Here is a 12,285-nt window from a genome sequence, read left to right on the forward strand (position 1 = left end):
TTTAGCTGATGCTTTGGAGCCATTGTTGCAGAAAGGCTGCGGCGGCTCGGTGATAGGTGGAGGTGTCGGCGTCGAGTATGGCTATGGCGCATTGGGGGGCCCAGCGCAGGAAGTGGTTTTGCAGAAAGTCGTCGATGCGGGCTTCCCATTGCTCGCTGTCGCCAGCCTTGTTTTGCCGGCTTTGACTGAGCTGATAGCCGAGGTAGTAGAGGAACTCGCACTCGAGGCAGAGGTGGTCGGGGGCGTCGCAGTGACGGTCGGCCGGGGGCACGAGGCCGGCGGTGGCGTAGGCTTCGGCCACCCACATGCTGGTCTCGCCCATGAGGCGCTTGGCGGGGTCGAGGTAGTGGGAGGCGTAGGGGCTGGCCTGGATCTGGAAGGGACCGAGGAAGAGTTTGCTGTAGGCGAGTAGTGTGGCGTCGGGGCTGTTGAGCGCGCTTTGCCAAGCGGTCAGCCATGTGTCGCGGGCGGGCGCGAGCTGGGGCTGGGTGCTGAGGTCGAGGGCGCGCAGTAGCTCCGGGTCTTCGGGGCTGAAGTCCTTGGGCGAGGCGAAGCCGCGCGCGAGCAGCAGTGCGATGTTGCTCGAAGTGTCGGACCAGGCCTGGCTAGTGGTATTCATTGATGTAGAGGACATTGGGCTGGGTGCCTTTTTCGGGCTGGAGCACTTTGGGTGCGTGCTTGGTGAGGAGTTTGGCGACTGGGCTCTTGGGGTCGTTGCGGTCGCCGAAGATGCGGGCGTCGGCGGGGCAGGCCTCGACGCAGGCGGGCATTTCGCCGCGGGCGAGGCGGTGGTCGCAGAAGGTGCATTTCTCGACGATGCCTTGAGGGCGGATGCCGGGATAGGTCTGGGCGCGGCCGGCGTTGTAGGTGCCGATAGGGGCGCCGACTTTCTCGGCGACTTCGACGCCGGTGGAGGTGCAGCCGGCGATGGCGGGCTGGGTATCGTGGCGCAGGCGTTTGTGCGGTAGCTTTTTGTTGAAGTAGATGACGCCGTAGGGGCAAGCGGTCTGGCAGGCGCGGCAACCGATGCACTTGTTGGCGTCGTGCTTGGTGAGCCCGTTCGCATCCTTGTGCATGGCGGTGGTGGGGCAGTTTTTGACGCAGGGCGCGTTGGTGCAGTGGTTGCAGAGCGTGGGGATGTAGCGGAAGCTGGTGTTGGGGAAGCGGCCTTTGGTCTCTATGATGTGGTTGGACCAGGCGAAGCCTTCGGGCGTGTTGTTTTCACGCTTGCAGGAGATGTCGCAGGCGGTGCAACCGACGCAGCGGTCGAGGTCGATGACCATGGAGTATTGTTTTTTTCGCGGCATGGCTAGGGTTCTCCGGGTTAGGCGATTTTGGTGACTTGCACGCGGGTGGTGCCGCCGTGGCGGGCGGTGGATCCGCTGAGGCGTTCGTATTCGGCGGGCAGTAGTTCGTTGTTGTTGCCGCCGAGGGGCTGGTGATGCTTGAAGTCGGCGGCGGCGACGCGGCCGTAGGCCCAGTGGCCCTGGCCGTAGCATTTGGCGACGGTGCCGGGGCGCACGCCCTCCCAGAGTTTGAGGTGGACGGTGATCGCGCCGCTGGGCGAGGTGACGCGCACGCTGTCTTTGTTTTTGAGACCGAGGCGGGCGGCATCGACGGGGTTCATCTTGAGCACATCGTCCCAGTTTTCGTCACCGGGGTCGGCGTTTTTATGCTCCTGATACCAGGTGCAATTGGCCGAGCGGCCCTCGCGGTTGAGGCGGCTGCGGTGTTCGAAAAAGATGAAGGGGAATTGCTCGGCGTCGCCGTGGCGTAGGGCGGGCTCGAAGTGTGGGTAGAAGGCTTGCTCCCCGCGGGCGAGGTAGTTGGTAGCGGCCATGACGGCGTCTACGTTGGTGCCGTTTTTCTTGGCGTGGCCTTCGAGTGCCTTTTTCAGGGTCTCGCTGTAGAATTCGAATTTGCCGGTCGCGGTCTTGAAATGGCCCCATTTTTCCTGGGTCTGGTAGCGCTTGGAGTTCCAGACGCCTTTTTCTGCAAACTCGTCCCAACCTTGGAGGGCGTCGCCGTATTTGCCGTGGTCGGCGTGGCTTGAATCCCAGCAGGGGCGGGTGAGCATTTTGACCGCGGCGAGGGCGAATTCGGAGCCGTTGCTGGGCTTTTTGCCCGTTTCGGGATCGGCAAACTCGTTTTTGTAGTAGCGGTGGAGGTTATCAAAGCCGCGCTCGGCGAGGGCCTCTGCTAGCATCCAGGGGATTTCGGTCTCGTCTTGGCGCACATCCCAGATGGGCTTGACGGCGGGCTCGGTCAGGCTGCTGTAGCCGTGGAGGTTCTGCTTGTTTTTCAAGAAGCTCCACTTCTCTGCGATCTGGTGGGCGGCGGGCAGCACGATATCGGCGAACTGGGTGGTTTCGGAGGCGTTGGTGGTGATGTGGGCGAAGAAGGGGATCTTGGCCAGTGCGCGCTCCCAGCGGTCGCTGCCGGAGCAGGAAAAGGCGAAATTCGACCAGCAGGCGATGGCGACTTTGATATCGTAGGGATCTTCGTTGAGAATGGCGTCGGCGGTGTTGTTGGTGACGACGCCACCTCCGCTTTTACCGCTCTTGAGTGCGGGAAATTCGAGGCGGCCGCGTTGGTCGATCTTCTTTTGCTTGCCGTTTTTGGCGGCGAGTTCGTCGATGTAGTCGCTGAAGTCGGGGATGTCCTCGGCCACGACCTTGGTCTTTTGCAGGGTGCCGCCTAGGTGGTCGACTGAGCCGACCAGGCCGTTGAGCGCATGGGCGGCCATGGCGCTATAGCCGCCGCGTGCTTGCATGGCAGCGCCGGGAGAGAGCCAGCTGATGGCGCGCGGTGCGGCGCTGGCAAACTCGATGGCCACCTTGCGGATCTGCTCGGCGGGCAGGCCGGTGCGCTCGGAGGCCCACTCGGGGGTGCGGTCTTTGAGTTCGAGATTCCACCATTTTACTACGCCGTGGGTGTGGACTTCGTTGAAGAGGGTCTCATCGACGCTTTCGCCGGGGATGAAGCGGTTTTGTTGATCCTTGAAATCGCCGACAAATTCCCTGCTCCAGAGGCCTGCGCTGAGAATGACGTGTGCGATCGCGACGGCCAGGGCGCCATCTTCACCGGGGATGATGGGTAACCAGTGGTCGGCCTTGGCGGCGGTGGCGGAGAGCCGTGGGTCGATGACTGCGATGCCGGCTTGCTCGCGCACTTTGCTCCATACGTTGATGGCGTGCGGCACCTGGCGGTTGGAGGCCAGCGGGTCCGCGCCCCAGCAGAGCACGTAGCGGGTGTTTTCCAAATCGTAGTCGCGGTAGTCCCAAAAGCCCTCGGTGTAGTAGGGGCCAAATTTCTCGGCTTCGGCGCAGATGGCGGAGTGGCTGATGCCATTGGGCGAGCCGAAGACCTTGGGCATGGCGGAGTAGATGATGTCGCGCAGATAGCTGTAGCGACCGCGCATGAAGAGGTATTTGTGGGTCTCGTCGTTGGCGCGCAGTTCCATCATTTTGTCGGCGATGGTGCCGATCGCTTCGTCCCAGGAAATCGGGACAAAGCCCGGGTCTTCGCCGCGGCCCTTTTTAGGGTTTGTGCGCTTCATCGGCATCTTGATGCGGTCCGGGTCGTACATCTGCTGGATGGCGAGGTGCGGACGCGGGCAGATTTTGCCGTGGTTGGCCTTGCTGTGTGGGTTGCCGCGCACGTCGACGACGTGGTTGCCGATCACGCGCAATTGCACTGGGCACCAGGACGTGCAGCCCTGACAGGTGGAGGCGATCCAGCGTCCGGCATTGGCGCGCAGGCTTTCGATACTCGCGCCGGTGGTGGCCGCTTGTGCGAAATTGCGCAATAGGGGCGTGCCTGCAAAGCTTGCCAGCACGGTGCCAGCGCCGAGTGTTTTCAAAAAGCTGCGGCGACTGTAGCCATGGGGCCCTGTTTGGGCTGTGGCGTCTGGGGCAGCTGAGCTGGGAGGGGTGTCAGTGTTTGAAATCATGGCAACGCTGATTAGAAGGTGAGATTGACTGGCACGGGGGATTGCCCGCCGAGAATGAGGGCGAGGCGGAAGAAGAAGGCGCCCACCACGATGAGTAGACTACTCACTGTGATGCTGTAGATCTGGGTGCGGCGGTGCTTGGACTCGCCGCGCAGCATGCTGTATAAGCCAAAGGCGATCGGCAGTATCAGGCCCAGCCCAATGCCGAGCCCCCAGAACATCGGTCCGTGGGATTCGTTGGCAGCCCTGAGCGCTTGCTGATCCTGCAAGCTGCCGGTGTAGAGGCTCAGCCACCAAAAGAAGAGCACGCCGAGCTGCGCCGCCAGCAGGCCGCCGAGTGTGTTGCGCACGGCCTTGAGATCGTCCAAAAAGCTGGCGACATGCGCCTCATCGTCGAGACGGCCGGCAAGTTTCATGAGTGCGAAGTGCACCAGCATCACCGTAGCGATCCCGCTGGTGGCAAAGGCGAGCAAGGCCGCAATGACGGTGGGCCCTGTATTCCAAAGCGGATGTGAGCCGAGCACCGCCAGTAAGAGCCCGTGGTAAGCGCCGACGATAAAGGTCAGCGGAATTAAGATCCGGCCCAGTAAACGGCGCAGGCCGATGTGTTGCGCATCCTTCCACCACAGCCAGGAGTAGACCAGACCGCCGCCCACCAGCATGGGCTGGAAGATACCGCCCCACCAGAGGGGGGAAGTGAGGTTGACGTTCAAATAGGTGTGGTAGGCGCTGAAGGGCCGGCCCATCTTTAGCATGATCAGCAGCAGCCCCAGTCCGATCAGGATCGGAGACAACCACGCAGCCGTGCGACAGATGCGCCGGTATTTGCCCTCGAAAAATTCGTCGAGCGAAATGCTGAACAGCAGCGCGCCGACTCCAGCGCCGCCCAGGAAGAGGTCCATGGCGACTTTCCAGTCCCAAATCGGGCCGTGTTGAATATTGTAAACAATTTCCGAATGCATGGGGGTGTCCTTGGTTATTGAATTTAAGCGGAGTTTTTGGGGGAGGCTGCGCCAGCTTGGGGCGGCAACTCAAGACGGTGGCGGCGACGCTTTGCCAGTTGGCGCGCACTTGCAGGTGCCGAGCGTGCCGCGCTTGCGTTCGAACTCGATACAGCTGGCCAGCGTGATGTGGCGCAGCTTTTCCGCGATCGCCTGACGCTCGACTTTCCAGAATTCGTGGGTGGGGCAGGCGCGCTCGTCGCTGCAAAATTCTTGTCCCAGCAAGCAGCCCCGATTCCAGTCCTTACCGTCGATTGCCTCCACGATAGCTAGCAATGTGATTTTTTCGGGGGCGCAAGCCAGCCGTGTGCCTCCGGCCCAGCCGCGCTTCGAAGTTAGGATCCCCGCATCGACCAGTTTTTTGAAGACTTTGGTCAAATAGGCGGGCGGCACCTGCGCGCATTCCGCGACTTCGCGTACAAAGTGGGCTTCCCCGTCTTCTGAGAGACAGGCCATCGCTTTAACTGCATATCCGACACCTTGAGAAAGCCCAAACATGAGCCCCATATTTTATAAATAGATACTCATGTCAATTAATAAATAGATGCCTGTGTCGATTAAGTGTCTGTTGTGTGAATTTTATGAAAAATAACTAGAATTGTGAGCTCAGTTTGCCTGGCTGTGCTCTAAAACAAGGCCAGTTGCTGATCTTCCTCGCTGGTGTCGCTGCCGGACTTTTCCTTTTTCATGCGCTTGCGCAGGAGGTTGTGGGAAGAGTCGCCGACTTCGAGGTATCTGCGGCTGGATTTTAGAAACTATTTCGATTGCTATCTCTGAAGGGGGTGTTTCTTTAACTTGATAAATGGATTGGGAGTTCCCGGTCGGCGTATGGGTTTCGGTGAGTTCACCGAGGCCCTTCGCTTTTTACGGGGGGCACGATCTTTAGACCCCAGGCGTCATAGCCTTTACCCACTTTCGGGCGACCGCCTTCGCAGTAAAATTTCTCAGTGAGTGCATCAAAGGCACGGTTGAGCTGTTCGGGGGTCTTGCAAGTGCCTGTCCCTACATGATCTCTGGTCGATACTTTGATTCAGCATCTTCCGGCAATGATCGAGCTCTTCCGCCAAGGCTATTACTCTGGTGGCAGTGTGCGTGGTGCTTTCTCTGAAAGGGGCGGCAAATTCTATATGTCGGATCCCTTCCAGTCTGCCATCAATTTACTCTCTTTGGAACAGTGTGTGGATCGAATTGTCTCGAGCTGCTTGTCCTTGTGCGCGTTTTGAAAAATCGAAATCTGGTTCTAAATTATGACGAAACTGGAAAATCAAATCGTCAACGTCAATATGTTGGAGAACTTCGTCTTCATCTATTGAGAAATGTTCAGTAAGAGTGCTATCGATATCGGAAATTAGATCGGTGGTTTTGTCAGAAATGGCATCTTCAATACTCTGTTTGTCTATTTCATCTTCTCCGGGCTCATAACAGATTAAGTGATCATTGAGATCTAGATCGTTGCTGAACTCTTTAATCAAGTCTTTGAGGTGCTCAGTAATGCTATTCTCAATAAAATTAGCATACTCACAAAGGTGCGGATATTCATCGTGAAGTATGGAAAATATATTTTCGGCAGTTGTGCGCTTTACCGTATTCATGTCTAAGAAGTCGTCTAGAATGGCATAATCCTCCTCGGTAAACCTTTCCGAATGAGATACCATTAAGTCTAGAAGCTGGTCATAAAACCCTATCTGGGCGTCGGAGTGAATGATCCGCCGTATTAGTTCTACCGAACGTTCTTCATTCTCCTCAGATGCCGGGGCATTACATAGTAGAATAATGAGGTAATTGTCAGATTTCTCGCGGTCGAACGCGTCACCAATTAATTCGTTAAAGATTTTCTTAGAGCCGATTGCAGAATTCTCAGATGTAAGTGCGTCTAAATTATCGAGAGACGAAACGGTATCCAATGCCTTGAATACATCTAACAGGTGGTTAACGTTTCCCTTATACTGCTCCACGACATAGTCGGTTATAGAGGGGTTAAACAGGGTGAACCATGAACGCTCTCCGCTCCTGTTTCTATTCAAAAATGAGCCAGTTGCAATTTCACAGATGGAGTGAAATTGCCGATCAATGTTATCCGTTTGTTTCGGCGGACGCAGCGAATTGAGAATGGTGTAGGACTTGCGTATGTCTTCTTCGTCTATTTTTCCACCATTGAACACGACGAGTAGCACCAGACTCCTCAGGTAGTCATCAGATTGTATCCTAAACGGATGATCCCAAACATCCTTGGGGTTCTTTAGGGTCTTCGTTACATGTCCCCAGTATTCTTCCGGAGCACCATCAAATCTTGCATAGTCGGTTATAAACTCGATCAGTCTCGGATTGAAGTTCTGATGGTTGATTACCTCCATGTAGCGTTGGTTCTCAAAATACTTCTCGGTATATCTCTCATCGAATTCTGAAAACCAAATATGATTGTAGAGAATCCTCGCTTTGTCCCATTGCGTGAGGCCTTCGATCTCCAAGACATATTTATTTCGAGCACTTTTTGAATTAGATAGGTGGCTACTCAATTCAAACCCCTGTTTAAGTATATGGGTTCTGCTTGTGAGTATGAATAAACCGTTATTTGTGCTCTTTATCCGATCCATAAAATGGACTATTGAAGAGTCCTTGTTATTAGTGATCGCATTGAGGTAATTGCTTCCTAAGAAATCGTCGGCAAGGAACACTTTTTTTCCTTCTGACTCTGTTATACTTTCTGCTTCAGCAATATCATCAGACATTAGGAAGAATTGGTATCCTTCACCTACAAGCCTAAGGCAAAGATTGTTGGCTAAAGTAGTTTTACCAATTCCAGCCTCTCCAGCGATGATGAGGATTCTATTCTTTTTGAGTAAATCTGCTGATTCTACCAAGGCCTTTGTTTCTACATACTTCGAAGCTTTTGCGTGAATGTCTCTCAAGGCGAATGAACTTCGGCTGTGGATGGCATAGTTCAAAAACGTCTCCAGCTGGCAAGAACTACTGATCCATAAATTAAAGTGCTGCCTTTCGATGTCTGAGAATTCTCCCAGTAAGTCATTGAGCTCTGACTGTCCGTATATGTCGGAAGTTGAGGTGATTTGACCCTCCAAAGCGTCAACGATTTTATCCTTGTCAGCTGGGCTTAGCGGAACGGAGGTTGCAAGTATGTATCTCTCTGGAGCTAGAGCCTTGATCTTTGGTAGCTCGTCATTTTTTAACTTCGAAACTAATCCACCAAGACCTGTCTTTAGGTAGTGCTTGCTTTGGATTATAACGGAACCTCCGCTAGCAGAGTTAAATCTTCCGTCAATCCCACCGTCTTTTCCTTCTTTGAAGCGTTCGATGTGGATGCCAAGGCTCTTGGAGAGGAGTTGGACAACGAGTCTTTCAAACTCGTCTCCAGTAATCTGTGAAAAATCACAAGCCATCGATTTTAAGAATAAGAAAAAATTTCTTTAAATGTGCATTCGGTTCGCAAAGCCGAGTGTGCATTTTGGGGAGGTAAATGAAGGCATTCTCAAATTCTGTTGTTGTTGTCTCCGCCACCTAAAACAAGGCCAACTGATCGTCTTCTTCCTTGGTGTCGCTGCCGGACTTTTCCTTTTTCATGCGCTTGCGCAGGAGGTTGTGGGAGGAGTCGTCGGCTTCGAGGCGTTCCAGAATGGTTTTGGCGCGGTCGATGACTGTCGTCGGCAGGCCGGCGAGTCTGGCGACTTGAATCCCATACGAACGGTCGGCGGCGCCTTTGATTACTTGGCGCACGAAGACGATGTCGTCGTTCCATTCCTTGACTGCGACGGAATAGTTCTCCACTCGAGCGAGGGTCTTGGCCAGCTGGGTGAGCTCGTGGTAGTGGGTGGCGAAAAGGGTGCGGGCGCCGGTCTTTTCGGGGTGGAGGTGCTCGATTACCGCCCAAGCGATGGAGAGGCCGTCGTAGGTGCTGGTGCCGCGGCCGATCTCGTCGAGGATGACGAGGCTGCGGGGCGTAGCGTTGTTGAGGATGTTGGCGGTCTCGTTCATCTCGACCATGAAGGTGGAGTTGCCGCGGGCGAGTTCGTCGCTGGCGCCGACGCGGGAGAAGATGCGGTCGACCACGCCGAGCTCGCAACTGCGGGCGGGCACCCAGGCGCCGGACTGGGCCATCAGCACGATGAGGGCGACTTGGCGGATGTAGGTCGACTTACCCGCCATGTTGGGGCCGGTGATGAGGGCGATCTGTGGTGCGTCTTCGGAGCTGGCAGAGCTGGAGAGGCGGCAGTCGTTGGGTACGAAGGCATGGGTGCCGGCGAGACCGAGGCGCTGTTCGCGCATCATTTGCTCGACGACGGGGTGCCGACCTTGATCGATGAGTAGTTTGTCCGACTGGTCGAGCTTTGGTTTGCAGTAATCCCACTCGCGGGCGAGGGTGCTCCAGCCGATAAAGACGTCGATCTCCGCCATCGCGGCTGCGGTTTCTTTGAGTGCGTCGGCGTGCTCGAGAATGGCTTCGATCAGGCCGTTGAAGAGTGCTTCCTCGCGGGCGATGGCCTTTTCTGCGGCGTGTAAGATTTCACGTTCGCGCTCCTTGAGCACGTCGGTGGTGTAGCGCTCGGCGTTTTTCATCGTCTGCTTGCGCACGTAGTCTTCGGGCACGAGGGCGATGTTACTCTTGGTCACTTCGATGAAATAGCCAAAGGCACCGTTGTAGCGAATGCGCAGGTTTTTGATACCTGTGCGTGCTTGCTCGGCTTGCTCGAATTCGGCCAGCCACTTCTGGCTGTCGCGGGTGAGGCTGCGAGTGTGATCGAGCGATTCATCATAGCCGTCACGGATGGTGCCGCCGTCGGCGATGTTGCTGGGTAATTCTTCCGCTAAGCCGCGCTCGAGGGTGGCTGAGAGGCTGCCGAAGTCGTTAATACGCTCAGCGATGGCCGCTACGGGCGTGTCAGGGAATTCCAACAAGGTGGTCGCGATTGCGGGCAGGGCCGCCAGGGTGTCGCGCACGCCGCCGAGCTCGCGCGGGTTGCGCATGCGGTTTTGCAGGCGGCTCAAGATGCGCTCAATGTCGCGCACGCCTTTGAGTAGATTTTGTAATTCAGTTGCAAGTCCCGGTGCGGTGACAAATTCGCCAACGCAATTTTGTCGACGGGTGATTTCTGTCAGATCCAGTTCTGGCGCGCACAGCCAGCGCTCTAATAGGCGCGCTCCGGGGGCGGTCACACAGCCATCCATCGCCGCCAGTAGTGAGCCGTGGCGAGTGCTGGCGGCTGATTTGAAAATTTCTAAATTACGTAGGGTCGCAGGATCGAGGAGCAGCGTGCGTTCGCTACTGTATTCTTGTAACTTACGCAGATTCTCCGGTTTCGCGCAGAGTGTTTCGGTGGCGTAGTGAATCAAGGCTCCGGCTGCGCCGAGAGCGGGGTGATCTTGGCCAATGCCAAAGCCTTCCAGGTTCATGACTCCCAGCGCTTCCATCACCGACTGAGCGCCCGCTGCTTCGTCAAAGTGGTAGTCGGGAATCGGGCTGATCGCACGGCCATCACCGATATGAGTGTAGAGCTCGCGAAAGCGTTGATCGGTATGTGGCAGCGTCCAGCTTTCGGCGGCGTTTTCGGGGACAATGATCTCGCGGGGATCTAAGCTCTCGAATGCGGCAAAGAGATTTTCCGGCTTCACCTCGGAGGCGAGGAAAAATTCCCCAGTTGTCAGGTCTAGCCAAGAGGCGTTGAGCGCTTTCTTGCCCAGCGAGAGCGCCAGCAGAAAGTGATTGCGTTGCGCATCGATCTGAGTGTCGGCCAGACGCGTGCCCGGAGTGATAATACGCGTCAGCTCGCGCTTGACCAGCTTACCTGGTTGCGGGGTTTCCACCTGGTCGCAGATGGCGATTTTGATCCCCTGGTCCAGTAGCTTTTGAATGTAGCCGTCCGCCGCGTGAAACGGGATGCCCGCCATCGGCATGCCATGGCGATGGGTCAGGGTGATGCCGAGCAATTTTGCGCCCCATTCAGCATCTTGCTTAAAGATCTCGTAGAAATCTCCCAGACGGAACATGAGGAGAGTATCATCAGCTAGCTTGGCACGCATTTCGTGCCACTGCTGCATCATTGGGGTGAGTTTCTTTGGTTGTTCGGAAGCCATGAGAGGGGCGATACAAGAGATTCAGTCATGCAGATCAATACAGATCCCAATTTTTCCATGACAAGATCGAGCCATAGCCACATCGGCTATAAATAGCCCGGCCCACGCAGCCCTTTGAGCACCACCAGTGGCTCGCTTGCTTGTGATTGGATCTGACGCGGCTTGGAGCGGTGCCTTTGTCGAGTCGAATGCTGCCATTTTTCCAAATGAGAATTGATAAACTCGCGTGAGCCCAAAACCGCGCCCTCAGAAAAGTATCGTATGCGGCATCTGAGTAGTATGTGAGGTGGGAGCTTACCCGCTTCCTCTTCCAGCACATGAATCGCCTGCGCGCGGTTAAACTGTGAGGCCCCCGCCTTAGGTGCGCCGCCTTTGCCGAATAGCATACAGCGGTAAGATTGTAATGCATCTGTATCTGAGCATTCGTAAAGGCCCGCAGTTATAAATTTAAGCGCAGCCACCGCCTTCTTTTGACCACTCACCGCTTCCGCATAACCACAAAAACGGTAATCCTTCGGGTCACTGACTAAGCCCGCTCGCACCGGGTTCAAATCGATATAGGCAGCCATCGTTTGCAAGGCATTCCCCTTGCCTTCGACCAAGACACTTTTGAAGCGATCCGACCACAAGGGGCCGAAGCGCTGATGCGTCTTATTAAACCAAGTCGAAAAGCGTTGTTTCAGAGTTTTCATAAACGCCGAGATGTCCCCCATACGTGCCAGTAACTGAGCGCGGATCGTAGCTGCATCTGGGCCATTCGATTTCAGTTCCTGTGCGATCCGTTCAGCCGAGGCCGCTTGATAGACAGTTGGTTTAGGGTAGAGCATTCGATAGCGGCGGATCAGCTCCGTGTCGCTGACTGAGCTCGCCTCAGGCACACGCACCAGCACATGGAAGTGGTTGTTCATCATGCAGTAAGTCAGCACTTCGACTCCCGAGAAATCCGCCACACGATGCAGCATCTTGCGAAACATTTCCATTTCACGCTCCTTAAACAGCGCCGCCCCATTCACCGTCCGTGACATGCAGTGGTAGATACCATCTGAAGCCGAGAGAATCCGTTTCGTTCGCATATCTTACTATCTAGTAGCCGAATGCCACTTAGCAAGCTTCAATATAAGGGACAGGTCAATATCATGTGATCGAACGATGTCCAAGTTGTCTGCGATCCGAGTGGTGATGCAATGGGTTTGGTAATGCGTAGATATAGGTGACTGAGGTCGATTTTGCGGAACTGACTTTGAC

The 12,285-nt window shown here is 55.7% G+C and carries 8 protein-coding genes; all 8 read right to left on the reverse strand.

Features of this window, described 5'->3' with window-relative positions:
• Window position 1 precedes the first annotated feature (1 nt).
• The 8 genes from QEH52_RS15835 to QEH52_RS15870 all read right to left on the reverse strand — a co-directional run bounded on the left by QEH52_RS15835 (window position 2) and on the right by QEH52_RS15870 (window position 12,113).
• Window positions 2–619: a TorD/DmsD family molecular chaperone gene (locus tag QEH52_RS15835; protein WP_308951756.1), complete on the reverse strand. Its 618-nt coding sequence runs from the start codon at window positions 617–619 to the stop codon at window positions 2–4.
• Window positions 606–1,307, reverse strand: a complete 702-nt coding sequence (locus QEH52_RS15840) for a 4Fe-4S dicluster domain-containing protein (protein WP_308951757.1) — start codon at window positions 1,305–1,307, stop codon at window positions 606–608. The genes QEH52_RS15835 and QEH52_RS15840 overlap by 14 nt, the downstream gene beginning before the upstream one ends.
• Before the next feature lie 17 nt (window positions 1,308–1,324).
• On the reverse strand, window positions 1,325–3,952 hold the full coding sequence (locus QEH52_RS15845) for a molybdopterin-dependent oxidoreductase (protein WP_425609292.1): 2,628 nt from the start codon (window positions 3,950–3,952) through the stop codon (window positions 1,325–1,327).
• An 11-nt stretch (window positions 3,953–3,963) separates the two neighbouring features.
• Window positions 3,964–4,914, reverse strand: coding sequence for an NrfD/PsrC family molybdoenzyme membrane anchor subunit (nrfD, locus tag QEH52_RS15850; RefSeq protein WP_308951759.1), 951 nt, complete (start codon window positions 4,912–4,914; stop codon window positions 3,964–3,966).
• Window positions 4,915–4,983: 69 nt separating this feature from the next.
• Window positions 4,984–5,460 carry an RrF2 family transcriptional regulator gene (locus QEH52_RS15855; RefSeq protein ID WP_308951760.1) on the reverse strand — a complete coding sequence of 159 codons (477 nt, stop codon included), beginning with the start codon at window positions 5,458–5,460 and terminating at the stop codon, window positions 4,984–4,986.
• A 650-nt stretch (window positions 5,461–6,110) separates the two neighbouring features.
• Window positions 6,111–8,351, reverse strand: coding sequence for an nSTAND3 domain-containing NTPase (locus QEH52_RS15860; protein ID WP_308951762.1), 2,241 nt, complete (start codon window positions 8,349–8,351; stop codon window positions 6,111–6,113).
• A gap of 118 nt (window positions 8,352–8,469) precedes the next feature.
• Window positions 8,470–11,040 carry a DNA mismatch repair protein MutS gene (mutS, locus tag QEH52_RS15865; RefSeq protein WP_308951764.1) on the reverse strand — a complete coding sequence of 857 codons (2,571 nt, stop codon included), beginning with the start codon at window positions 11,038–11,040 and terminating at the stop codon, window positions 8,470–8,472.
• Window positions 11,041–11,126: 86 nt separating this feature from the next.
• A complete protein-coding gene (locus QEH52_RS15870; protein ID WP_308951765.1) occupies window positions 11,127–12,113 on the reverse strand; it encodes a transposase in 987 nt (328 codons plus the stop codon).
• Window positions 12,114–12,285: the final 172 nt, after the last annotated feature.

It is taken from the genome of Thalassobacterium maritimum (assembly GCF_031127805.1).
Classification (GTDB): domain Bacteria; phylum Verrucomicrobiota; class Verrucomicrobiia; order Opitutales; family Coraliomargaritaceae; genus Thalassobacterium; species Thalassobacterium maritimum.

Coding starts and splice junctions, on each gene's coding strand:
- QEH52_RS15835 (WP_308951756.1), bottom strand. CDS start 619: ATGAATACCACTAGCCAGGCCTGGTCCGACACTTCGAGCAACATCGCA.
- QEH52_RS15840 (WP_308951757.1), bottom strand. CDS start 1,307: ATGCCGCGAAAAAAACAATACTCCATGGTCATCGACCTCGACCGCTGC.
- QEH52_RS15845 (WP_425609292.1), bottom strand. CDS start 3,952: ATGATTTCAAACACTGACACCCCTCCCAGCTCAGCTGCCCCAGACGCC.
- nrfD (WP_308951759.1), bottom strand. CDS start 4,914: ATGCATTCGGAAATTGTTTACAATATTCAACACGGCCCGATTTGGGAC.
- QEH52_RS15855 (WP_308951760.1), bottom strand. CDS start 5,460: ATGGGGCTCATGTTTGGGCTTTCTCAAGGTGTCGGATATGCAGTTAAA.
- QEH52_RS15860 (WP_308951762.1), bottom strand. CDS start 8,351: ATGGCTTGTGATTTTTCACAGATTACTGGAGACGAGTTTGAAAGACTC.
- mutS (WP_308951764.1), bottom strand. CDS start 11,040: ATGGCTTCCGAACAACCAAAGAAACTCACCCCAATGATGCAGCAGTGG.
- QEH52_RS15870 (WP_308951765.1), bottom strand. CDS start 12,113: ATGCGAACGAAACGGATTCTCTCGGCTTCAGATGGTATCTACCACTGC.